This is a genomic window from Sphingomonas sp. TREG-RG-20F-R18-01 (assembly GCF_022662475.1).
In the GTDB taxonomy this organism is placed as follows: domain Bacteria; phylum Pseudomonadota; class Alphaproteobacteria; order Sphingomonadales; family Sphingomonadaceae; genus Sphingomonas.
The window spans coordinates 269,514-292,458 of sequence record NZ_JAKNQQ010000006.1 but is presented as its reverse complement, the minus strand read 5'-3'; the positions used below and the strand labels follow the sequence as shown (position 1 = coordinate 292,458).

Annotated in this window: 23 protein-coding genes and 1 riboswitch; of the genes, 16 read left to right on the top strand and 7 right to left on the bottom strand. The window is 69.1% G+C overall.

Annotation, left to right across the window (positions count from 1 at the left end; all coding sequences use genetic code 11):
- The first annotated feature begins 437 nt into the window (after window positions 1-437).
- Window positions 438-672: riboswitch (cobalamin riboswitch) on the top strand.
- A 169-nt stretch (window positions 673-841) separates the two neighbouring features.
- Genes cobW through cobJ form a run of 6 tightly spaced genes read left to right on the top strand, consistent with a single transcriptional unit; the run spans window position 842 to window position 8,352 of the window.
- A complete protein-coding gene (gene cobW / locus L8K25_RS17050; RefSeq protein ID WP_242140173.1) occupies window positions 842-1,879 on the top strand; it encodes a cobalamin biosynthesis protein CobW in 1,038 nt (345 codons plus the stop codon).
- 6 nt (window positions 1,880-1,885) lie between these two features.
- A complete protein-coding gene (gene cobN / locus L8K25_RS17045; RefSeq protein WP_242140172.1) occupies window positions 1,886-5,146 on the top strand; it encodes a cobaltochelatase subunit CobN in 3,261 nt (1,086 codons plus the stop codon).
- Complete coding sequence (locus L8K25_RS17040) at window positions 5,143-6,243, top strand: cobalamin biosynthesis protein CobG (RefSeq protein WP_242140171.1); 1,101 nt, start codon at window positions 5,143-5,145, stop codon at window positions 6,241-6,243. Before cobN ends, L8K25_RS17040 begins: the two co-directional genes overlap by 4 nt.
- Complete coding sequence (locus L8K25_RS17035; protein ID WP_242140170.1) at window positions 6,243-6,872, top strand: precorrin-8X methylmutase; 630 nt, start codon at window positions 6,243-6,245, stop codon at window positions 6,870-6,872. Before L8K25_RS17040 ends, L8K25_RS17035 begins: the two co-directional genes overlap by 1 nt.
- Complete coding sequence (gene cobI / locus L8K25_RS17030) at window positions 6,869-7,606, top strand: precorrin-2 C(20)-methyltransferase (protein WP_242140169.1); 738 nt, start codon at window positions 6,869-6,871, stop codon at window positions 7,604-7,606. The genes L8K25_RS17035 and cobI overlap by 4 nt, the downstream gene beginning before the upstream one ends.
- Window positions 7,603-8,352, top strand: a complete 750-nt coding sequence (gene cobJ / locus L8K25_RS17025) for a precorrin-3B C(17)-methyltransferase (RefSeq protein ID WP_242140168.1) — start codon at window positions 7,603-7,605, stop codon at window positions 8,350-8,352. The genes cobI and cobJ overlap by 4 nt, the downstream gene beginning before the upstream one ends.
- Here cobJ and L8K25_RS17020 read toward each other — a convergent pair.
- Window positions 8,328-9,077 (bottom strand): cobalt-precorrin-6A reductase, encoded by a 750-nt coding sequence (locus tag L8K25_RS17020; protein ID WP_242140167.1) that lies wholly within the window; start codon window positions 9,075-9,077, stop codon window positions 8,328-8,330. The two genes, cobJ and L8K25_RS17020, sit on opposite strands and share 25 nt — an antisense overlap.
- On the opposite strand from L8K25_RS17020, the gene cbiE reads away from it, so the two are divergent.
- The 9 genes from cbiE to L8K25_RS16975 are packed head-to-tail and all read left to right on the top strand — an operon-like array spanning window position 9,076 to window position 16,343.
- Entirely contained in the window at window positions 9,076-10,284 is a 1,209-nt protein-coding gene (gene cbiE / locus L8K25_RS17015) for a precorrin-6y C5,15-methyltransferase (decarboxylating) subunit CbiE (RefSeq protein ID WP_242140166.1), read from the top strand. The genes L8K25_RS17020 and cbiE overlap by 2 nt on opposite strands.
- Complete coding sequence (locus L8K25_RS17010; RefSeq protein WP_242140165.1) at window positions 10,281-10,646, top strand: cobalamin biosynthesis protein; 366 nt, start codon at window positions 10,281-10,283, stop codon at window positions 10,644-10,646. Before cbiE ends, L8K25_RS17010 begins: the two co-directional genes overlap by 4 nt.
- Window positions 10,643-11,428 carry a precorrin-4 C(11)-methyltransferase gene (cobM, locus tag L8K25_RS17005; protein ID WP_242140164.1) on the top strand — a complete coding sequence of 262 codons (786 nt, stop codon included), beginning with the start codon at window positions 10,643-10,645 and terminating at the stop codon, window positions 11,426-11,428. The genes L8K25_RS17010 and cobM overlap by 4 nt, the downstream gene beginning before the upstream one ends.
- The gene (locus L8K25_RS17000) at window positions 11,425-12,732 is read left to right on the top strand and encodes a cobyrinate a,c-diamide synthase (RefSeq protein WP_242140163.1); all 1,308 of its coding nucleotides are present in this window, start codon (window positions 11,425-11,427) and stop codon (window positions 12,730-12,732) included. Before cobM ends, L8K25_RS17000 begins: the two co-directional genes overlap by 4 nt.
- Window positions 12,729-13,445 carry a uroporphyrinogen-III C-methyltransferase gene (gene cobA, locus L8K25_RS16995; RefSeq protein ID WP_242140162.1) on the top strand — a complete coding sequence of 239 codons (717 nt, stop codon included), beginning with the start codon at window positions 12,729-12,731 and terminating at the stop codon, window positions 13,443-13,445. The genes L8K25_RS17000 and cobA overlap by 4 nt, the downstream gene beginning before the upstream one ends.
- Window positions 13,442-14,203, top strand: a complete 762-nt coding sequence (cobF, locus tag L8K25_RS16990) for a precorrin-6A synthase (deacetylating) (RefSeq protein ID WP_242140161.1) — start codon at window positions 13,442-13,444, stop codon at window positions 14,201-14,203. Before cobA ends, cobF begins: the two co-directional genes overlap by 4 nt.
- Complete coding sequence (gene bluB, locus L8K25_RS16985; RefSeq protein ID WP_242140160.1) at window positions 14,200-14,841, top strand: 5,6-dimethylbenzimidazole synthase; 642 nt, start codon at window positions 14,200-14,202, stop codon at window positions 14,839-14,841. The genes cobF and bluB overlap by 4 nt, the downstream gene beginning before the upstream one ends.
- Window positions 14,842-14,875: 34 nt before the next feature.
- Window positions 14,876-15,286, top strand: coding sequence for a DUF1636 domain-containing protein (locus tag L8K25_RS16980; protein WP_242140159.1), 411 nt, complete (start codon window positions 14,876-14,878; stop codon window positions 15,284-15,286).
- A gap of 4 nt (window positions 15,287-15,290) precedes the next feature.
- Window positions 15,291-16,343, top strand: a complete 1,053-nt coding sequence (locus L8K25_RS16975; protein ID WP_242140158.1) for a HoxN/HupN/NixA family nickel/cobalt transporter — start codon at window positions 15,291-15,293, stop codon at window positions 16,341-16,343.
- A gap of 47 nt (window positions 16,344-16,390) precedes the next feature.
- Here the strand turns inward: L8K25_RS16975 and mtnA are convergent, their stop codons facing one another.
- The 6 genes from mtnA to L8K25_RS16945 all read right to left on the bottom strand — a co-directional run bounded on the left by mtnA (window position 16,391) and on the right by L8K25_RS16945 (window position 22,099).
- Window positions 16,391-17,461: an S-methyl-5-thioribose-1-phosphate isomerase gene (gene mtnA / locus L8K25_RS16970; protein WP_242140157.1), complete on the bottom strand. Its 1,071-nt coding sequence runs from the start codon at window positions 17,459-17,461 to the stop codon at window positions 16,391-16,393.
- A complete protein-coding gene (gene mtnC, locus L8K25_RS16965; RefSeq protein WP_242140156.1) occupies window positions 17,458-18,144 on the bottom strand; it encodes an acireductone synthase in 687 nt (228 codons plus the stop codon). The genes mtnA and mtnC overlap by 4 nt, the downstream gene beginning before the upstream one ends.
- Complete coding sequence (locus L8K25_RS16960) at window positions 18,141-18,692, bottom strand: cupin (protein WP_242140155.1); 552 nt, start codon at window positions 18,690-18,692, stop codon at window positions 18,141-18,143. Before L8K25_RS16960 ends, mtnC begins: the two co-directional genes overlap by 4 nt.
- Complete coding sequence (gene mtnB / locus L8K25_RS16955) at window positions 18,689-19,315, bottom strand: methylthioribulose 1-phosphate dehydratase (RefSeq protein WP_242140154.1); 627 nt, start codon at window positions 19,313-19,315, stop codon at window positions 18,689-18,691. The genes L8K25_RS16960 and mtnB overlap by 4 nt, the downstream gene beginning before the upstream one ends.
- Window positions 19,312-20,460, bottom strand: coding sequence for an aminotransferase (locus L8K25_RS16950; protein ID WP_242140153.1), 1,149 nt, complete (start codon window positions 20,458-20,460; stop codon window positions 19,312-19,314). The genes mtnB and L8K25_RS16950 overlap by 4 nt, the downstream gene beginning before the upstream one ends.
- Window positions 20,461-20,605: 145 nt before the next feature.
- Entirely contained in the window at window positions 20,606-22,099 is a 1,494-nt protein-coding gene (locus L8K25_RS16945) for an MFS transporter (RefSeq protein WP_242140152.1), read from the bottom strand.
- Window positions 22,100-22,269: 170 nt separating this feature from the next.
- Here L8K25_RS16945 and L8K25_RS16940 point away from each other — a divergent pair, with 170 nt between their 5' ends.
- Window positions 22,270-22,941: a DUF6445 family protein gene (locus L8K25_RS16940; protein ID WP_242140151.1), complete on the top strand. Its 672-nt coding sequence runs from the start codon at window positions 22,270-22,272 to the stop codon at window positions 22,939-22,941.
- Window positions 22,942-22,945 lie beyond the last annotated feature (4 nt).

Here is a 22,945-nt window from a genome sequence, read left to right as displayed (position 1 = left end):
AGCTTTGAACGATCCAACGAGCCTAGAGGACCCGAAAGACCGTGTAGCCGCCGCCCACATGTCCCTTCATCTAAAACCAACAATGTCAAAGAGCGCAGAATACCGACGCCTTGCTCAACCCTTCTTTCAAAGGACGAACCGAGCGCCGAGGATCTGGTGACTGCAGAAGCGAACCGTCCGGTCCGTCGCTGCGGTTCGGTCTCTCTAAGGAAGGGTTTCGGAGCGGTCAACGCCTTTTTTCAAACCGCACGAAACTTTTTGGTCCAGCACGATTTTGCTGACGTCCGCCGACGCATCGAGAGGCGATCGTACTTACGCGTTCCGCATCGGGTACCCCCTTCCCCGCTCAGCAGCTCAGGATCGTTCGCCCGCAGATCACCACGAACGGATTGGCAAGCCGGTCGGCCCGGTCTATGCCTGTCCTCGAGAGCCTCACGGTTCTCGTTGATCGCGCCGGTGCCCCGCGAGGGGCTTGAATGGGAATGCGGTGCGGGGGACCTCCCCCAAATCCGCGGCTGTCCCTGCAACTGTAAGCGGTGAGCGAAAGCGTCATGCTCCTGGCAACGGGAGCGGCCACTGGACTGCGGCGGTTTTCGAACCGTCGATCTGGGAAGGCGATGCTCGAGCTACGACCCGCGAGCCAGGAGACCTGCCGGCGATAAGGTCGCTCTTGCCTTGGCCCAGGGGATGGCCGCGGCACGGTTCTCCGTCTGAGCGACGAGCCTATGCGGCTGGGGCTGCATCGGTGCGTGGCTGGGCGGCTTTACGGCGCTCGTCCGTCGTCGCGCGCCGTCCGAAATCGGCCCCTTCCGTTCGTTGCTGTCGCGCCGCGGGGAAGAGCATGTCCGATCTATCGAAGGTTCCCGTCACCATTGTCACCGGCTTCCTTGGCGCCGGAAAGACGACCCTCATCAGCCATCTGATCCGCAACGCCGGTGGGCGTCGGCTCGCGGTGGTGGTCAACGAATTCGGCACATTGGGCGTCGATGGTGACATCCTGAAGGGCTGCGCGATCCCCGATTGCCCGGCCGAGAACATCGTCGAGCTCGCCAACGGCTGCATCTGCTGCACCGTCGCGGACGATTTCATCCCAACCGTCGAGACGCTGCTCGCGATGGATCCGCGGCCCGACCATATCCTGATCGAGACGTCCGGGCTCGCACTGCCCAAGCCGTTGCTCAAGGCGTTCGACTGGCCCGCGATCCGCTCGCGAATCACGGTCGACGGGGTGATCACGCTGGCGGACGCCGAGGCGGTCGCCGCGGGACGCTTCGCGCCCGATCTCGCCGCGGTCGACGCGCAGCGCGCTGCCGATCCGAGCATCGACCATGAAACCCCGCTGTCCGAAGTGTTCGAGGACCAGCTTGCCTGTGCCGACATGGTGCTGCTCACCAAATGCGACCTCGCCGGCCCCGCCGGGATCGCCGCAGCGCGCGCGGTCATCGCCGCCGAGACCCCGCGCTCGCTCCCGATCGTCGAGCTGGTCGACGGCATCGTCGACCCGCGCGTCGTGCTCGGGCTCGGCGCGGCGGCGGAGGACGATATTGCCGCCCGCCCCTCGCATCACGATGGCGAGGACGAGCATGAGCATGACGACTTCGACAGCATCGTCGTGGCCTGGGGCGAGATCACCGACCCGGACGATCTCGCGCGCCGGATCGAGACGCTCGCGGCGGGCGGCGACGTGCTCCGCGTGAAGGGCTATGCCGCGGTCGCGGGCAAGCCGATGCGGTTGCTCGTCCAGGCGGTGGGGGCGCGGGTCCGCATGCAATACGACCGGCCGTGGCGCGGCGACGAAACACGCGGCACGCAACTGGTCGTGATCGCCGAGCGCGACCGGCTCGACCCGCCGACGATCAGGGCGGCGCTGGCGGGCTGATCCGCCATGCACGTCGTCTTTCGCGAAACGCATGGGTTGGAGGAAAGCGCCACGCCGCGCGATCTGGGGCAGGATGCCGCGGATCTCGTCGTGCTGTCCTTTTCCGACAGCGACCTCGGCGCGTTCGCGGCGGGATGGCGCGCGGGCGGGCCGGGGATGCCAAGCCTGCGGCTCGCCAATCTCGCCGAGTTGACGCACCCGCTTTCGGTCGACACCTATATCGAGCGTACGCTGGGAGCCGCAAAGGGAATCCTGATCCGGCTGATCGGCGGGATCGCCTATTGGCCCTACGGCGTGCAGCAGGTCGAGGCGCTCGCCAGACGACACGGGATCGCGCTGGCGATCATCCCCGCGGATGGCCGCATCGATCCGCGGCTCGATACGGCGTCGACGGTGCCGGTATCGACGCTGCGCCGCCTGACGGAATTATGCGACATCGGCGGCGCCGCCGCAGCGCACGCGGCAATCGCGCAGTTCGCGCTGGCGGCGGGGCTGTACGTCAGACCCGCTCCGGCAGCGCGCGCGATCGCTTCGGTCGGCGGTTGGCAGACGGTGCCCGGCGTGACCTGCCCGGCCGCGTTCGCGCTGACGTCGGTCCGGCCGCGGATCATGCTGGTTTTCTACCGATCCTATCTGATGGCGGCCGATCTCGACCCGATCGTGGCGTTGCATGCAGCGTTCGCGGCACGCGGCTATGACGTCCTCGCGCTGTTCGCGCCGTCGCTCAAGGATCCCGCGGCGGGCGGCTGGATGGCGCGCTGGGTGTCCGCGCTCGCGCCCGTCGCGATCGTCAACGCCACCGCCTTTTCGGCGCGCAATGCCACCGGCACGACCCCGCTCGACGCCGCCGGAGTCCCGGTCTTCCAGGTCGCGCTGGCAACGTCTGACCGTGCCGCCTGGGCCAATACAGCACGCGGTCTTTCGCCCGCCGATCTCGCGATGCACGTCGTGCTGCCCGAGGTCGACGGCCGCCTGTTCGCCGGCGTGGCGAGCTTCAAGGACGCTGCCGCGCGCGATGCCGACCTGCAATTCGCCCGCCGCGAACACCGCGCCGAGCCCGAGCGGATCGCGGCGATCACGGACCGGGTCCACGGCTGGATCGCGCTGGGGGCGAAGCCCGTTGTGGAGCGGCGACTCGCGATCGTGCTGTCGACCTATCCGGGCAAGACCTATCAAATGGCGCACGCGGTCGGGCTCGATGCGCTCGCGTCGGTCACGGCGATGCTCGGCGACCTGGCGGATGCGGGCTATGTGACGGCATTGGGGAACATCGAGGATCTGCCGGTTGCACTGGCACAGCAGACCATCGGCTGGCCCCTGTCTGCCTATCGTGCCGCGCTGGAGACATTGCCCGCCGTGCTACAGGTTGATGTAACCGCAGCCTGGGGCGCGCCCGAAGACGATCCAGCGGTTCTCGACGGCGCCTTCCACTTCGCCGCCGTCGCCGCCGGGGATAGTCTCGTCGCGCTCCAGCCCGAACGCGGCAGCCCTGCGGTGCGCGCGGACGAGTATCACGATCTCTCGCGCTGCCCACGGCACGGTTATATCGCCTTCTACCTCTGGCTGCGAACGCAGGGGACCGACGCGCTGGTCCATGTCGGCGCGCACGGCACGCTCGAATGGCTGCCGGGCAAGGCGGTTGCGCTGTCCGATGCGTGCTGGCCCGAGGCGCTGACCGGCGCGCTGCCCATCGTCTATCCGTTCATCGTCAACGACCCCGGCGAGGCGGCGCAGGCCAAGCGACGGATCGGCGCGGTCACGATCGGCCATGTCCCGCCACCGCTGGTCCGCGCAGACGGTGGCACCGGGCTCGGACGGCTCGAGGCGCTGCTCGACGAATTCTCCAATGCCGACGGGCTCGATCCGGCACGCCGCGATCGGCTGCAGCGCGATATCAGCGACGAAGCGCTCGCACTCGGGCTCGGCGACGTGCTCGCGCTCGACCAGGCGCGGTCGAGCGCGGAGGCGATCACGCGGATCGATGCCTTCGTCTGCGACGTCAAGGACAGCCAATATGGCGACGGGCTCCACGTCTTCGGGCGCGGCGAGCAGGGCCCCGCCGAACGCGACGGGCTGCTCGCGGCGCTCGCCGGACGCCGCGTCGCCCCCGGGCCGTCCGGGTCGCCGTGGCGCGGTCGCACGGACGTGCTGCCGACCGGGCGCAACCTCTACACCACCGATCCGCGCGCGGTGCCGTCGCGGTCGGCGCATGCGCAGGGGGTGCGCCTCGCCGACGAATTGATCCGCCGCCATCTTCAGGATCATGGCGACTATCCGCGCGCGCTGGTGGTCGACCTGTGGGGCTCCGCGACGATGCGCACCGCGGGCGAGGAATTTGCGATGGCGTTGCATCTGCTTGGCGCCGAGCCGGTGTGGGACCATCAGTCCGACCGCGTCGCCGGGGTCGAGATCCTGCCGTTGATGCAGTTCGACCGGCCGCGGATCGACGTGACGCTGCGCGTATCGGGGTTGTTCCGCGATGCCTTCCCGACGCTTTGCGCGATGTTTGGACAAGCAGTGCGCGCGCTTGCGGCGCGCGACGAGCCGGTGGATCGCAACCCGTTCGTCGGGTCCGCTCCCGGCGCACGTGTGTTCGGGCCGCGTGCGGGCAGCTATGGCATCGGGCTCGGCGACAGCGCCGACACCTACACGCCCGAAGCGCGCCGGGCGGCGGGCGCGGCGTGGCTCGACGCATCGGCGCACGCGCTCGACGATGGCGAAGCGCGCGCCGACCCGGGGGGAATCGCGGCGCGCGTCGCCGCCGCGGATGTCTTCGTCCACGTTCAGGACCTGCCCGAGACCGACCTGTTGCTTGCCGCCGACTATGCCGCGCACGAGGCTGCCTTTGCCGCCGCGCAGGCGATCACCGGCGGAAGCGCCGCTCTCTACCACCTCGACGCGACCGACCCGGCCCGTCCGCGTGCGCGCCCGCTTGGGGAGGAGATCGCGCGCGTCGTCCGGGCACGCGCTGCGCATCCGGGCTGGGTCGCGGGAATGATGCGGCACGGGTTCCGCGGTGCCGCCGAACTTGCCGCCACGCTCGATCATCTCGGTGCGTTCGCGCATCTGGCGGACGTCGTGACGCCCGAGTCGATCGACCTCTATTACGACGCGACGCTCGCGCGCGACGACGTCCGCGCGTTCATGGCAGACGCCAATCCGCAGGCACTGGCGGCGCTTAAGTCGCGGTTCGTCGCGCTCCACGCCTCCGGGCTGTGGCAGACGCGACGCAATTCGATCCTCGCGCATCTCGGCGCAGGCGCATGACCGTGGTGCGCGGCTGGTGCCCGACGGCGCATCGCCCGATGGCGGCAGGCGACGGTCTGCTGGTCCGCGTGCGCCCGCGGCTCGCGCACCTCACCCGCACGCAGGCGATCGGCTTGGCCGAGGCAGCGGCGGAACATGGCAACGGCGCGATCGACGTCACCAACCGCGCCAATCTGCAGATCCGCGGCGTCCGCGACGATTGCTGGGCGGCGTTGATCGCTGACCTGTGCGCGCTCGATCTGGTCGATACCGACCCGGCGCTGGAGGCAAAGCGAGCCGTGCTGGTGGCACCCGACTGGCAGGAGGGCGACGATACGTACCGCATCGCCAGGGACCTGACGGGGCGCCTCGCCGAGCTTCCCGAACTGCCCGGCAAATTCGGGTTCGCCATCGACGCCGGGGCCGCCCCCCTGCTCCGCGACGCCCCCGCCGACATCCGCATCGAACGCGACGCGACCGGCGGCCTGATTCTACGCGCGGAGGGACGGACCAGCGGCATCGCGCTCGCTACGGGCACCGAGGTCGACGCGTTGATCGCGCTCGCGCACTGGTTCGTCGCGAGCGGCGGGATCGCCGCTGGCCGAATGGCACGTCACTCGGCCACTTTGCCCGGCTGGGCAGATCGCGACATTGTCCCGTCGCCCCCCGGCATTGCGCTTGCCACCGGACCGCACCCGCTCGGCGCGGTCGTGGGTCTGCCGTTCGGGCGGATCGCGGCGTCGGACCTTGCGCGGATGTCGGTCGACGGACACGGAATCCGCGTCACGCCCTGGCGGTGCCTGATCGTCGAGGGGGGCGTTGCCACCGAACAGACCGACGTCGCGCGCCTGCATACCGACGCCTGTGTCGGCGCGCCCGCGTGTCCGCAGGCAAGCGTCGCGACCCGTGCCCTTGCGATCCGTCTCGCGCCGCATGTCGGCGGGCAGCTTCACGTATCGGGCTGCGCCAAGGGCTGTGCGCGCGCGCTGCCCGCCGATGTCGTACTGACGGGGCGCGACGGCCGCTTCGATCTCGCCTTCGCCGCGCGCGCCGGTGCTCCCCCCGTCATAGCCGGGCTCGACGCCGCCCAGATCCTCGCCCGTTTCGGAGCCGCCTGATGCCCCATGTCTATCAAACCGACGGCGCCGCCATCTACCGCCAGTCCTTCGCGACGATCCGCGCCGAAGCAGACCTCGCGCGTTTCACGCCGGAGGAGGAGCCGGTCGCGGTCCGCATGATCCACGCCGCGGGTCTCGTCGATCTTGCGGCGCATATCCGCTTCTCGCCTGGTTTCGCCGTAGTCGCGCGGCATGCGCTTGCGGCAGGCGCGCCGATCCTGTGCGATGCACGGATGGTGACCGAGGGGATCACGCGCGGTCGCCTTCCCGCCGACAATCCGGTCGTCTGCACGCTCCACGCCGCGGAAACGCCCGACCTTGCGCGCACGATGGGCAACACCCGATCCGCCGCCGCGCTCGAACTGTGGCGGCCGCATCTGACGGGTGCGCTGGTCGCGATCGGCAATGCCCCGACCGCGCTGTTCCACCTGCTCAACATGCTCGAAGACCCCGCCTGCCCGCGCCCGGCCGCGATCATCGGCTGCCCGGTCGGGTTCGTCGGCGCGGTCGAATCCAAGGCGGCCTTGTGGGCGGAGCAGCCCGTCCCGTGCGTCGTGATCGAGGGGCGGATGGGCGGCAGCGCGATCACCGTCGCCGCGATCAACGCACTCGCGAGCCGTACCGAATGACGTCCCCCCCCCCCCTGGGAACGATCCACGGCGTCGGCCTCGGGCCGGGCGCGCAGGATCTGATGAGCGTCCGCGCCGACCGGCTGGTGCGCGGCGCGCGCCACATCGCCTTCTTCCGCAAGGCGGGCAAGCCTGGGCAGGCGCGGCGGATCGTCGACGGCATGTTGCGCGACGATGCGATCGAGTTCGCGATGGAATATCCCGTCACGACCGAAATCCCGGTCGCCGACCCGCGCTACAACGACCGTCTCTGCAGTTTCTACGCCGACTGTACCGGCCATCTCGCAGCGCTCTCGGCAACCGGGGAGGACGTCGTCGTCCTGTGCGAGGGCGACCCGTTCTTCTACGGCTCGTTCATGCATCTCCACAGCCGTCTGGCGGGGATCGCGCCGGTGCGGGTCGTCCCCGGCATCACCGGCATGTCGGGCGCGTGGACCGCGAGCGGCACGCCGATCACCTGGGGCGAGGATGTGCTGACCGTCCTCACCGCGACGATGCCCGAGGACGAGCTCACCCGCCGGATCCGCGACACCGATGCGCTGGTGGTGATGAAGATCGGCCGCCACCTCGCCAAGCTGCGCCGCGCGGTCGCCGCCGCCGGGCGCGACGACGCTGCGTGGCTGGTCGAATATGCCGCAATGCCCGACCAGCGCGTGACGCGACTGTGCGATGCGGACAGGATCGCCCCTTATTTCTCGATCCTGCTAATCCACGGCCAGGGGCGGCGGCCATGACCGGCTCGATCGCGATCGCGGGGCTCGGTCCGGGCGACGTCGCGCTGGTGACGCCCGAGGTCGCCGCCGCGCTCGCCGCGGCGACCGACGTGATCGGCTACATCCCCTATGTCGCGCGCGTCGCCCCGCGCGCCGGGCTGACGCTCCACGCCAGCGACAATCGCGTAGAGCTCGATCGCGCGCGGCATGCGCTCGGCCTCGCGATGGCGGGGCACCGCGTCGTGGTGGTATCGTCGGGCGATCCCGGCGTGTTCGCGATGGCGGCCGCCGTGTTCGAGGCGGTCGAGCATGGCCCGCCGGCATGGCGCGAGCTCGACATCCGCGTGCTGCCGGGCATCACCGCGATGCTCGCGGCGGCGGCGCGCGCGGGTGCACCGCTGGGCCATGATTTCTGCGCGATCAACCTGTCGGACAATCTCAAGCCGCAAGCGCTGATCGACCGCCGGGTCCGCCTCGCCGCCGAGGCGGACTTCGCGATCGCCTTCTACAACCCGCGCTCGCGAAGCCGACCCGACGGGTTTGGGCGCGCGCTCGAAATCCTGCGCGACGTCTGTGCGGATGATCGTCCCGTATTGTTCGCGCGCGCGGTTTCCACCCCCGAGGAGACGCTGAACGTAGTTCCGTTGCCCGACGCCCGGCCGCAGATGGCGGACATGCGGACCGTCGTCATCGTCGGGTCGAGCACGACGCGGACGATCGTGCGCAGCGGCGCGCCGATCCTCTACACCCCGAGGTCGGCGGCATGATCGATCCAGCGCAGCACATCGGCCACCGCCTCGACCTGCACGCGCTTCGGCAGGACCGGAGGATCGATCATCACCACGGGGATGCCCAACTCGCGCGCCGCGATCAGCTTGGCCCGCGCGCCGGTGCCCCCGGCATTCTTGCAGACGACCACGCCGATCGCATGTTCGCGCATCAGCGCGACGTCACCCGCGACATCGAACGGCCCCCGATCGACGATGAGGCGATGGTCCGGCAGTTCGGGCGGACCCTCTGGCGTATCGACGAAGCGCAGCAGGTAACGATGCTGCGGTTGCGCCGCGAACGCAGCGACATGCATCCGCCCGAGCGCGAGCATCACGCTGCGACGCGGCCCGGTGAGCGTGGCGACCGCCGCATCGATGTCCGCGACATGCTGCCAGTCGTCACTGGGCTCCGCGGTCCATGCAGGTCGCGTCAAGGCGATCAGCGCCATGCCAGCGTCGGCGGCCGCTTCGACGGCATTCCTGCTCATCGTCGCAGCGAACGGATGCGTCGCGTCGACCAGGTGCGTAATGCCCTCGTTGCGGAGATAATCGGCAAGCCCCGCCACGCCACCGAACCCGCCGATCCGCGTAGGCACCGGCTGCGCCTTCGGGTTCGCCACGCGGCCCGCATAGCTGAGCACGGCATCGTCCCCGCGCGTGGCCAGCGCCTCCGCCAGCGCACTCGCCTCGGTGGTGCCACCGAGGATCAGGATTTTCGACATGGCGGATGAACTCGGCAAGGCATGGCTGACGATCGTCGGGATCGGCGAGGATGGACCAGCCGGCCTGTCCCCCGCAAGCCATGATGCCCTCGCGCGCGCCGAACGGGTGACCGGTGCCGCGCGCCATCTCGCACTGCTGCCCGATCTGGCGTGCGAAACCGCCGTGTGGCCTGTGCCGTTCGAGGACGGGATCGCGCCGCTGCTGGCGCAGCGCGGGCGGCGGGTCGTGCTGCTGGTATCGGGCGATCCGTTCTGGTTCGGCGCAGGATCGGTCGTCACGCGACACCTCGAGCGGGGTGAATGGATCGCCTATCCGGCACTCTCGAGCTTCGGCATCGCCGCAGCGCGACTGGGGTGGCCGATCGACACCACGGAGTGCCTCGGCCTCCACGCCGCGCCTTTCGCTCGACTGCGCCCGATCCTTGCCCCGAACGTCCGCGTGATCGTGCTGGTGCGCGATGGCGCGGCGGTCGGCGCCCTGGCGCGCTACCTGCGCGATCAGGGTTTCGGGGACAGCCGGTTGTGCGTGCTCGAAGCGCTCGGCGGTCCGCGCGAGCGCATCCGCGAAACCACCGCCGCCACGATCGACTTCACCGATATCGTGCATCCCGTCGCCGTCGGCATTGCCGTGGACGGCGACGGGGCGGTTCTGGCCACCACATCCGGACGCCCCGACAATTGGTTCGCGCATGACGGGCAGATCACCAAGCGCCCGGTCCGCGCGCTCACGCTATCCGCGCTCGCGCCAAGACCGTTCGAGACCTTGTGGGACATCGGCACGGGTTCGGGGTCGATCGCGATCGAATGGCTGCTTGCGCATCCGACCACCCGAGCAATCGCATTCGAGGCGGACCCCATCCGCACCGAACGCGCCCGCGCCAACGCCGCCGCTCTGGGGGTCGAGCGTCTCCAGCTCGTCGAAGCGCGCGCGCCCGACGGGTTGGCCGATCACCCCACGCCGGACGCGGTGTTCATCGGCGGCGGGCTTTCCGAGGCGCTGCTCGGCTGGCTCTGGACGCACCTCGCGCCCGGCACGCGGATCGTCGCCAACGCAGTGACGCTCGAATCCGAGGCGTTGCTGGCACAGTGGCACCACGCGAAAGGCGGCGATTTGCTGCGGATCGACCTGTCCGACGCCGCGCCGATCGGCACGCGCCGCGGCTGGCGCGCGCACTATCCGATCGTCCAGTGGAGCGTCTCGCGATGATCGTCGCTGGCTTCGGGTTCCGCAGCGGGACTGCGCTCGAGTCGTGCGAGGCAGCGCTGGCGCTGGCGCAAGTCGGGCACCCCCCGGTCACCGCGCTGGCCGCGCCCGACGACAAGACCGCTCTGCTCGCGCCACTCGCCGAACGGCTTGGTCTTGCGCTGTTCGCCATTCCGGCGGCGGCGCTGACCGGCGTACCGACGCCGACCCGCTCGAGGCCAAGCCTCGCGGCGCGCGGCACCGGCAGCGTCGCCGAAGCCGCCGCCCTCGCCGCGATCGGCGCAAGCGCGCGGCTGCTCGCGCACCGTCACATCTCCCCCGATCGCAGCGCGACCTGCGCGATCGCCCAAGGACCTTCGACATGACCGTTCATTTCATCGGCGCCGGCCCCGGCGCGCCTGATCTGCTCACGCTGCGCGGCCGCGACCTGATCGCCGCCGCTCCCGTGTGCCTGTACGCCGGGTCGCTCGTCCCGGCGGCGTTGCTCGACCATTGTCCGCCGGGCGCGCGGATCGTCAACACCGCGCCCCTGTCGCTCGATCAGATCATCGACGAGATCGTGGCGGCGCATGCGGCGGGCCATGACATCGCACGACTCCATTCGGGCGACCTGTCGATCTGGTCGGCGCTGGGCGAGCAACTCCGGCGGCTCCGCGCGCACGACATTCCTTTCAGCATCACGCCGGGCGTCCCCGCCTTCGCCGCCGCTGCCGCGACGCTCGAGGCCGAACTCACCCTCCCCGGCGTGGCGCAATCGGTCGTTCTCACCCGCACATCGGGGCGCGCCAGCACGATGCCGAGCGCGGAGACTCTTCCCGCCTTCGCCGCGACCGGGGCGACGCTCGCGATTCATCTTTCGATCCACGCGCTCGACCGCGTCGTCACCGAGCTGACCCCGGCGTACGGCGCAGACTGCCCGGTTGCGATCGTGTGGCGGGCAAGCTGGCCCGACGAACGGATCGTCCGCGCGACGCTCGCGACGATCGTCGCGGCTGCGGCGGACGGCCCGGAACGGACCGCGCTGATCCTCGTCGGCCGAGTCCTAACGGCCGAGGATTTTGCGGAGAGCAGCCTGTACGCCCTCGGCTACGACCGCCGCTTCCGCCCGGAAAGCGCCACCTCGCCCTTCGCAGGGACTGACGCATGACCCCGGGCGTGATGATCGCCGCCCCCGCCTCGGGAACCGGCAAGACGACCGTGATGCTCGGTCTGCTGCGCGCGTTCCGCGACGCGGGGTTGTGCGTGCAACCGTTCAAGAGCGGCCCCGACTATATCGACCCCGCCTTCCACCGCGCGGCTAGTGGACGGCCTTCGTTCAACCTCGACAGCTGGGCGATGGCGGAGCCGATGCTCCACGGTCTCGCGGCAGAGGGTCGCGATGCCGATCTCGTGCTTGCTGAGGGTTCGATGGGCCTGTTCGACGGCGTCGCCAAGCCGGGCGCGACCGGCAACGGCGCGAGCGCGGACGTCGCGCGGCGGATGGGCTGGCCGGTGGTGCTGGTGATCGACGTGTCGGGCCAGGCACAATCCGCCGCCGCCACCGCGCTCGGCTTCGCGCGCTACGACCCCGCGGTGCAGGTCGCCGGCGTGATCCTCAATCGCGTCGCAAGCCCGCGGCATGAACGGCTCGCGCGCAGCGGCATGGCGGCGGTGGGGATCCGGGTGTTCGGCGCGCTGCCCCGGCGTGGCGACCTCAAGCTGCCCGAGCGTCACCTCGGTCTGGTACAAGCCTCCGAGCATCCCGATCTCGATGCGCGGATCGCCGATTACGCGGTCTTCCTGCGCGAGCATGTCGATCTTACGGCGATCCGCGAGGCGGCGACGAGCGCCGCCGCCCCCGCTGCCGCCGCGCACCGCTTCGCCCCGCCCGCGCAACGAATCGCGCTGGCGCAGGATGCCGCCTTTTCCTTTGCGTACCCGCACATGCTCGCAGGCTGGCGCAGCGCGGGCGCGGAGATCCTGCCGTTCTCGCCGCTTGCGGACGAGGCCCCCGACGCAGCCGCAGACCTCGTCTGGCTGCCCGGTGGCTATCCCGAACTCCATGCCGGACGCCTCGCCGCCGCCACGCGCTTCCGCACCGCGCTTGCCGAGCATGCCCGCACCCGTCCGGTGCACGGCGAGTGCGGCGGCTACATGGCGCTCGGCGACGGCCTGATCGATGCCGACGGTACGCGCCACCGGATGGCCGGGCTGCTCGGGCTCGTGACAAGCTATGCGCAGCGGCGGATGCATCTCGGGTATCGCTACGCCACGTTGCTCGCGCCGGTCGCGGGCGCGGCGGCGGGGACCGCGCAGCGCGGCCACGAATTCCATTATTCCACGATCCTCGAACAGCCCGATGCGCCGCTCGCGCACGTCGTCGACGCCGAGGGGACCCCGGTGGCCGAGACCGGGTCGTATCGCGGTCAGGTCTCGGGAACCTTCTTCCACCTGATCGCCCCCGAGCGATGAGCGGCTTCGTCTCCTTCGTCGGCTCCGGCCCGGGCGACCCCGAGTTGCTGACGCTCAAGGCGGTCGCGCGGTTGCAGGCGGCGGACGTCGTGCTGTTCGACGATCTGTCCTCTGGGCCGATCCTCCAGCATGTCCGCAAGGGCGCGGAACTGGTCGCGGTCGGCAAACGCGCGGGCCGCGCTTCGCCGTCGCAGGCGCATGTCTCGCGACTGCTGGTCGATCACGCGCTGACCGGCGTCCGCGTGGTCCGCCTGAAATCGGGTGACCCCGCGATCTTCGGGCGGCTGGAGGAGGAGATCGCAGCGCTCCGCACCGCCGGCATCGCGTTCGAGATCGTCCCCGGCGTCACCTCCGCCAGCGCCGCCGCCGCCGCCGCGGCGATCCCGCTGACACGACGGCTAAGCGCCCGGCGGGTCCAGTTCGTGACGGGGCATGACGTTACCGGCGGGCTGCCAGACGGGCTCAACCTGGCGGCACTTGCCGACCCTGCCGCGACGACGGTGGTGTTCATGCCCAAGCGGACCTTCGCCGCACTGGTCGAGATGCTCGTCGCGCATGGCCTGTCGCCGGATACCCCCGCGTTGCTTGCGGAGAACGTCAGCTATCCCGACCAGCGGCTGACACGCGCGACCATCGCGGACCTCGCACGCGATCTCGAGCCGCGGCACGATGCCCCGGCACTGATCCTCTACGGACCGCTGCTCGAGTCATGATCGACCTGCACCTCATCGGCATCGGCACCGGCAACCCCGACCATCTGACGCGCGCGGCGGAAACCGCGATGAATGCCGCCGATCTCATCCTGCTCCCGCGCAAACGCGACGCCGCGTTGGACCTGATCGACCTGCGCCGGACCCTATGCGCCGCCGTGCTGCGCGGCGGGACCCGGGTGGTCGAATTCGATCTGCCCGAACGCGCGGAAGACGCGCCGTATCTCGCCGCCGTCGGTGACTGGCACGATGCGATCGCCGAGGGTTGGGCAGCGCAGATCGCGGCGCATCTGCCGGACGGCGGTCGGCTGGCGTTGCTAGTCTGGGGCGATCCGTCGCTCTATGACAGCAGCCTGCGGATCGCCGACCGGCTGCGACACGACGGCCTGGCGATCCGCGTCCATGTCGTGCCGGGCATCACGAGCCTCCAGGCGCTGACCGCCGCCCATACGATCCCGCTCAACACGCTTGCCGCACCCGTGCTCGTCACGACCGGACGCCGCCTGCGCACCGATGGCTGGCCGACGGCGGCGGATACACTCGCGGTAATGCTCGACGGCGGCTGCGCGTTCGCGACGCTCGATCCGCGCGGCGTTACGATCTGGTGGGGCGCGTATCTCGGGATGCCGCACCAGGCACTCGTGGCCGGTCCGCTGGCCGAGGTCTCCGCGGACATCGTCGCGCAGCGGGCAAGCCTCCGCGCGGCGCATGGCTGGATCATGGACACCTACCTCCTCCGGCGGGCGGAGGCGACGGCATGACCGCACCCGACTTCGACCCGGCATTCGGGGCACAGCTCGAGACGCTGCTCCGCTGGCGGCGCGACGTCCGGCACTTCAGAACGCGCACCGTGTCCGAGGACGACATGCGAGTGTTGCTCGACACCGCCGCGCTCGCGCCGTCGGTCGGCAATGCGCAGCCGTGGCGCTTCGTCCGGATCCGTTCGGCGGCGCTGCGCACCCGGCTTGCCGATCACGTCGATGCCACGTCCCGGGACGCTGCCCGGGCGATCCCTGATGCAACGCTGCGCGCACGCTATCAGGCGCTCAAGCTCCACGGCATTCGCAAGGCGCCCGAACTGGTCGCGGTGTTCTGCGACGAGGCGCCGGTCGCGGGCCACGGCCTCGGTCGCGCCACGATGCCCGAGATGCTGCGCTACTCGACCGTCATGGCGATCCATACGCTGTGGCTCGCCGCGCGCGCTCGCGACATCGGGGTCGGCTGGGTCTCGATCCTCGACCCCGCCGTGGTGACCGAACTGCTCGACGTGCCCCCCGGGTGGTCGCTGATCGCCCTGCTGTGCCTCGGCTACCCGACCGAGCCGTCCGACACCCCCGAGCTCGAGCGCCGCGGCTGGCAGGCCCGCGAGCCGATCGCGGACCGGATCCTCGAACGATGAATCCCCGCCCCTCTCGAAAATTGGACCAGAAACCATGCTGACCCCTGTCGCGAACGGCCTCGCCGTCATCGCGTGCAACACCTGCCGCCTGTCTGCGGATGAGCGGGAAGATGCCGATGGCACGCGCGGCGGCGCGCTGCTCGTCGCGGCGCTCGAAGCCGCGAAGGCCGCCGATCCGCGCTACGCCGACGTCGCGATCCAGCAGATGCCGTGCCTCTTCTCGTGCACCGAACATTGCTCGATCCACCTGCGTGCGCCCGGCAAGGTCGGCTATCTGCTCGGCCGCTTCACGCCCGATGCCGAGGCCGCGTGCGCGATCCTCGATTATGCGGTCCATTATGCCGACAGCGAGCAGGGCCGCGTGCCCTTCAAGCAATGGCCGCAGGGCATCAAGGGCCATTTCATCGCCCGTACACCGCCGGAGGGTTACCTTGTCGAAAGCTGATCCGATGCCCGCTCCCGCCCCGCCCGCCCCCGCCCTGCCCACGCTGCGCAAGCGGATCAGCCTGCTCTACGTGCTGTTGATCGGCGCGAATGTCGGGGCGTGGATCTGGGCGCTGGCGCTGTTCCACGCGCAGCCGCTGATGCTCGGCACCGCGCTGCTCGCCTGGGGGCTGGGGCTGCGTCATGCGGTCGATGCGGATCACATCGCCGCGATCGACAACGTCACGCGCAAGCTGATGCAGGACGGGCAGCGGCCGATCACCGTCGGCTTCTGGTTCGCGATCGGGCACAGCACGATCATCCTGCTCGCCTCGGTCGCGATCGCATTCACCGCCTCGGCCCTGTCCGACTTCGCCGCGCTCAAGGCGACCGGTGGGGTGGTCGCGACGATCGTATCCGCGGCGTTCCTGTTCACGATCGCGGCGATGAACCTGGTGATCCTGCGCTCGGTCTGGCGCACCTTTCAGCACGTCCGCGCGGGCGGTGCCTATGTCGACGAGGATCTCGACATCCTGCTCGGCGGGCGCGGGCTCCTGTCCCGCCTGTTCCGGCCGCTGTTCCGGCTGGTGTCGCGCAGCTGGCACATGGCGCCGCTCGGCTTCCTGTTCGGGCTGGGGTTCGACACCGCGACCGAGGTCGCGATCCTCGGCCTGTCCGCGGCGCAGGCCGCGCACGCCTTCGCGCTGGGGCCGGTGCTGGTGCTTCCCGCTTTGTTCGCGGCGGGCATGGCGCTGGTCGACACGACCGACGGCATCCTGATGCTCGGCGCGTATGAGTGGGCGTTCGTCAAGCCGATCCGAAAGCTCTATTACAACATCACGATCACCGCGGTGTCGGCGTTCGTCGCAATCGTGATCGGCGGGATCGAGACGCTCGCGTTGATCGCGGACAAGCTCGGCTTGACCGGCGGAATATGGTCGGTCGCCAGCGACCTCGGCGGCCGGTTCAACCTGCTCGGCTTCGGCATCATCGGCATGTTCGCCTTGTGCTGGATCGTGAGCTGGGGCGTGTATCGCTGGAAACGGCTCGACGACATCGAGGTGCGCTACGGCGCCTGACGGAATCCTCGACTTGCGGGCGACGGTGGGCGCTGGCTCGGAGGTCGCTAGGCGCGAAAGGCGTCCGCGAGTGCGGTCGGGCCGACGATCCTGCCTCTGTCGGTGATATATTCGGTGATCAACCGCGCCGGCGTGATGTCGAACGCGGGGTTCGCCGCCGGTGCCGTCGTGACGGTTATCCGCCGCAGCGTGCCGCTGTCGTCCGGCCCCTCGAGCGACCGAACCTCGGCTGGCGCGCGTTCCTCGACCGGAACGGCGGCGCCATCCGCGGTCATCGGGTCGTAGGTCGACGACGGCAACGCCACCACGAACGGTATGCCATTGTCGCGCGCGGCCAGTGCCTTGAGATATGTTCCGATCTTGTTGCAGACATCCCCGTTGCGCGTGACGCGATCGGTCCCGACGATGACCAAATCGACCTGACCGCGCTGCATCAGCAACCCGCCGGCGTTGTCGACGACGTAGGTATGCGGGATCGCGTGCCCGGCCAACTCCAGCGCGGTCAGCGCCCCCTGGTTCCGCGGGCGCGTCTCGTCGACCCACACGTGCACCGGAATACCGAGGTCGTGCGCCATGTAGATCGGCGCGGTCGCGGTGCCCCAATCGACCGTTGCCAGCCATCCCGCATTGCAGTGCGTCAGGATATTGATCGGCCGGCCGGGATGGCGTGTGGCGAGGTCTTGGAGGATCTCGAGACCCGCGCGACCGATCGCGGCATTGATCGCGACGTCCTCGTCACACAACGCGGCGGCGTCGGCATAAGCGGCGACCGCGCGTTCGGCGGCGGGCAAGCGGGCCACTACGCTGCGAACCCGATCGAGCGCCCACTTCAGGTTGACCGCCGTCGGTCGCGTCGCGAGCAACTGGCGATAGGCGCGTTCCAGCGCCGCATCGTCCGCCTCCACGCGCAGCGCGAGCGCCATCCCATAAGCGGCAACCGCCCCGATCAAGGGCGCGCCGCGTGTCGCCATATCCGCGATCGCGTGTGCACATTCGTCGACCGTCGTCAGCGCCAGACGCTCGACCGCCCATGGCAGCCGCCGCTGGTCAAAGATCCCGACGCTCCAGCCATCCGCATTCAACCAGATCGAACGTGTCTTCTTGCCGTCGAGGATCATGCGGGCGCCTTTTCGGGGAAGATCGTGTCGAAGCTGGTCGCGACCGGATAAGCGGACTCTTCGGGCAGTGCGTCGCGCGCCAGGAGCAGCGCGGCCAATCCCGCTTGCCGGGCCGCCGCCAGCTCCGCCGCCACATCCGACAGAAACAGAATGTCCGTTCCCGGCATCGCAAGCCGTCGCGCGATCTCGGCGTAGGATCCGCTGTCGCGCTTGCCACCGATCGTGGTGTCGAAATACCCGGTGAAAAGCGGGGTCAGGTCCCCTGCGGCGGTGTGCGAAAACAGCAGTTTTTGCGCCGCGATCGATCCGGAGGAATAGACATACAATGCAACGCCCTGCGCATGCCATCGCCGCAGTCCCGCGATCGCATCGGGATAGAGATGGCCAGTCAGGCTTCCATCGGCATAGCCCTCTGCCCAGATCATCCCCTGGATCGCCTTGAGCGGTGCCACCTTGCGGTCGGCATCGTGCCAGGCCAGCAACTGCGCGATCGCCGCGTGCAGGTCGAGCGCCGGCGCATGCGTCTCCTGGCGCACCTGCTCCAGTTCATCGCCGAGCCGCGCCGCATTCGCGGCAACGAACGCAGCAAGCCGCGCGCGGGCATAGGGGAACAGCACGTCATGGACGAAAGCTATGCTCGATGTCGTTCCCTCGATATCGGTTACGATGGCGCGAACGGTCATGCCGACCCTTCGTACAGCGGAACGCCCCGCGCGATCGCGTCCCCGGTGAAGCTGGCCACCCACCCATCCGGTTCCGCGAAGAGACGGATCGCGGTGAAACGGGGCGCAGGCCCCATGTCGAACCAGTGCCGCGTCCCCTCCGGCACCGCGATCAGATCGTCGCGCGTACATTCCAGCGCATAGACGGCATCGGCGCCGCGGATGTAGAAGACGCCCGATCCTTCGACGAAGAAGCGCACCTCGTCCTCGGCGTGGGTGTGCTCGTCGAGAAACTTGGTGCGCAGGGTCGCGCGCGCGGGATTGTCCGGCAACAACCGGATGACGTCGCACGACCGATACCCGCCTTCAGCCATCAGCCGATCGATATCGCGACGATAAGCGCGGATCACATCGTCGTCGCTCGCGTCTTCGGGTAACGCCACGCTTGCGGCCCATCGCTCGAACCGGATGCCAAGCGGCGCGAGGAGCGTCGCGATCTCGGCGGCGTCCCGCGTCTCGCGCAAGCACGCGTGCGGCTCGGCGAGGTCGTACAGCGTCAGGGTCGTCATGCGCGGCTCCTTTCGAGTTTGAGCGTCTCCCACTCGCACGCCAGCAGATACTCCACGGCTTCGGTGACGTGTTCCGCCTCGGCAATCGTCGGCCCCCAGGCGTACAGTCCGTGGCCCCGGATATAGAAAGCGGGGACGATCGGGTGCTGCGCCGTCAGCAACGGGCGCAGCACCGCCGCCATCGCCATCATATCCTGGTTGTTCTCGACCAGCGGGAGCGCGACGCGGGCGGCATGGGTGTCGATCCCGGGAAAGATCTTGAGCAGTTCATAGCCGTCGAACACGATCTCCCGCACGTCACGGAGCGCGCGGCTCAACACCACCCCCGGCACCGAATGCGTGTGGAGAACTCCTCCAGCGCTGTCGTCGATCGCGTAGATCAGGCAGTGTAGCAATGTCTCAGCGGAGGGCCGCTTGCCGTCGAGCGAAACGCCGTCGGCGTCGACCTGCATCACCTGTTCCGGCGCAAGCCGTCCCTTGTGTCCGCCCGACACCGTCACCGCGAACGTGCCGTCGGACAGGCGCACCGAATAGTTGCCCGCGGTTGCCGGAACCAGCCCGGCACGATCGAGCCGAGCCCCGACTGCGATGATCGCGTCGGTCGCCGCGTCGAACGTCGTCACGACACTACCCGGCGGAATGCCGCGAGACGATCGGCAGCAAGCGCAAGTGTCGCCTCGTCCTTGGCAAAGCACAGCCGGACGAAGCCGGTCTGCGGGCGCTCCGCATAAAACGCCGAAACCGGGATGGTCGCCACCCCGGCCTCGGTCAGCGCCCTATGCGCGAAGTCCTCGTCCCGCAGGGCGATCCCCGATGCCGCAAGATCGATGATCAGGAACCACGTCGCCCCGCCCGGCATCACCGCATAGCCCGCCGCCGTCAGGCGATCGGCCAGAAAATTGCGCGCGTTGCGATAGGGCTGACGGTGTTCGTCGTGCCAGTCCGCCGGCAGCGCCAGTCCCTCCGCGACCGCCCACTGCAGTGGGGTCGCGGTCGTGAAGGTCAGGAACTGATGCATCGCCGCAATCGCATCCGCCAAGGGCGGCGCGGCGCAGGCCCAGCCGACCTTCCATCCAGTGAGCGAAAAGATCTTGCCTGCCGATCCGATCTTGACCGTGCGGGCGCGCAACGCCGGGATCGCCAAGGGGGAGAGATGGCGGCCTTCTAGGACCATGCCTTCCCACACTTCGTCACAGATCAGCGTGACGTCGTGCCGCTCGCACAGCGCGGCGATGGCGGTCCACGCGTCCGCATCAATCGCACTGCCGGTCGGATTGTTCGGCGTGTTGAGCAACAGCACCCGGGTCTTGTCACTGATCGCCTCGGCCAGCGCAGCAAGGGGCAGGCTCCAGTGCGGCGGCGTCAGGTCGACCAGCCGCGCGACTCCGCCGGCGCGCGCTACGAGCGGGAGATACGCGTCGTACAATGGCTGAACGAGGACCACCTCATCCCCCGGCCGCACCAGCGCAAGCAACGCCGCGGCAAGCGCCTCGGTCGCGCCGGAAGTAACGACGACTTCGTCAGGATGCAGCGCGAGCCCCTGCTCCCGGGCGTAATAGTCGACGATCGCAGTCTTCAGCACGGGAAGCCCGCGCATCGGGGGATACTGGTTGGACTGTTCGGTCAGCGCGCGGGCGGCGGCGGCCAGCAAAACCTCGGGCCCGCGCCCGACGGCCGCCATGTCGGGGAATCCCTGCCCCAGGTTGATCGCGCCCAAGTCCTGGGCGAGCCGCGACTGGCGTTCGAAGATCGTGGTAGGCGGTGGCAAAAGACGATCATCCCAGCATGAAATTCCGGTCGGGTTCGGCCGCTATAATCGCTCCGGTCCGTGGTACGCACGGGAAAAGCGCCAGGAGGTGCAGTCGAACCCTTTCGTCGCCAAAGCGCAGGGTGTCGCCGCCCCCCCACTAAGGTCAGCCGATTGGCGTCTCCGGGACCCGGAGCATCGCCACCGCCGCCAGGAGCATGACGATGGCGGCGAACCCCATCGTCCAGATCGGCTCGGTCGGGAAGAACGCCTTCAGCACCGATCCCATGACCGTTGCGACCAGCAATTGCGGAATGACGATGAACACGTTGAAAAGGCCCATGTAAATTCCGAGCTTGGCCTGCGGCAGACTAGACGCCAGGATCGCATACGGCATGGCCAGGATGGATGCCCAGGCGATCCCGATACCGACCTCGCTGAGGATTAACGCGCGGGGATCGTGGATCACGAAGAAACTGGCAAAGGCGGCGGCGCCGCACAACAGGCAGACGATATGTGTCCGTACCTTCCCGATCCGCGCCGCGAGGCGGGGCAGGAGCAGCAACGCGACCAGCGCCGCGACGCCGTTATAGACGGCGAACAGCACCCCGACCCAGTCACCCCCCGCGTTATAGGCTGCGCTGGCCGGGTCGCTCGATCCGAATGCATATTGCGCGACCACCGGGGTGGAATAGATCCACATGATGAACAGCGCGGACCAGCTGAAGAACTGGACGAGCGCCAGCCGCTTCATCACCGCCGGCATGGCGGAGAAGTCCCCGACGATCATGCTCAGCGCATTGTCCGTATTCCCAGCGCGCACCCGCCGGATCGCGATCACACTCGCCAGGCCATAAGCGATCAACAGGCCGCCGAGCAGATAGACTTCTTTTTGCAGCGCCAGCACCGGGACAGCCACCAGCACGGCGGCACCGGCCGCGATCCAGGCCATGCTCCGCGCAAGTCCGCGCGCTGCCAGCGCGCGCATCGGCTGGTGCATATCCGCGGCTGCGCTGTGTTCGCCGAACGACGCCATCTGCTCGGGGCTGTATTCCCGGGTGGTGCCGACGGTCCAAAGCACCGCAAGCAACAGCGCCGCCCCGCCGACCCAGAAACTGTAGCGCACCGTATCCGGAACGCCGCCGAGCGCCGCTTCGGAAACGCCGAGATGCGCCAGCGCGAAAGGAAAGACCGAGCCGACCACCGCGCCCGCGCCGATGAAGACGGTCTGCAACGCATAACCGGCGCTGTGCTGGTCCCTGCGCAGCATGTCGCCGACGAACGCGCGGAAGGGCTCCATCGACACGTTTACCGACGCATCAAGCACCCACAGCGTCAGTGCGGCGACCCACAACACCTTTGCCTCGGGCATCACGAACAGCGCGAGCGCGGCGAGGACGGCTCCTGCAAAGAAATAGGGACGCCGGCGGCCGAAGCGGTTCCACGTCCGGTCGCTGTAATGCCCGATGATCGGCTGGACGAGCAGTCCGGTGAGTGGCGCCGCGACCCACAGATAGGACAGGTCGTCCAGCGACCCGCCCAGCGTCTGGAAAATCCGGCTCATGTTGGCATTCTGCAGCGCAAAGCCGATCTGAATGCCGAAGAAGCCGAAGCTGATGTTCCACAGGCCACCAAAGCCCTGCACCGGTTTGTCGTTCAACGCGTCCCTCCCGTACCCGGCTCTTCGCGTCGGCCCGGCTTGTCGCGCGCCTGAGTGCCGACAAGCGCACCCCGGCACAAGACCGCGGCCCAATGCATACGAATGCGGTGCCACCCGGCATATCGACAAGGGACTTGCGAAGGGCCGCGCGCCCGTTCCAAGACGCCGCCATGCAAACGCCACGCCTCCATCGACAGGGCCAGGAACAGCGCCCGCTGCTGGTCATCGACGATTTCTGGCCGGACCCCGATTTGCTGCGCGAGGACGCAGCGGCCTTGCGGATGGGCGAAATCGGACCGCATTATCCCGGCGTGCGCGCAGAAGTCCCGACCCGCCTTGCGGAAACCATGCGCCGCAAGGTGGCACCGTTGCTCGTCGAGCATTTCGGTCTGGACCCCGTGCCGGGCGTATCGGAAGCCTATTATTCGCTGGTCACGACAGATCCGGCGCAACTCGCGCCGATCCAGCGGCTCCCCCATTTCGACGGGGTGGAGTCGCGTCGGATCGCGGTGTTGCTGTTCCTAGGACACGGTCCGCAAGGCGGCACGGCCTTTTACCGGCAGCGGACGACCGGGTTCGAAAGCGTCGACGCCATGCGGCTTGATCCGTTCCGACAGGCGCTGGAAGCGGGCGTTCGCACCCACGGTATGCCGCCCCCGTCCTATATCGCGGGTGACACGCCGCTGTACGAACAGATTGCGGTTCAGCCGGGCGGGTTCAATCGCGCGCTGATCTACGCGGGAAACACCCTTCATTGCGCGTACCTGCCACCCGACGTGCGCCTGAGCACCGACCCGCTCGCGGGCCGGCTGACCCTCAACCTGTTCCTGTTCGACGACTGACGCG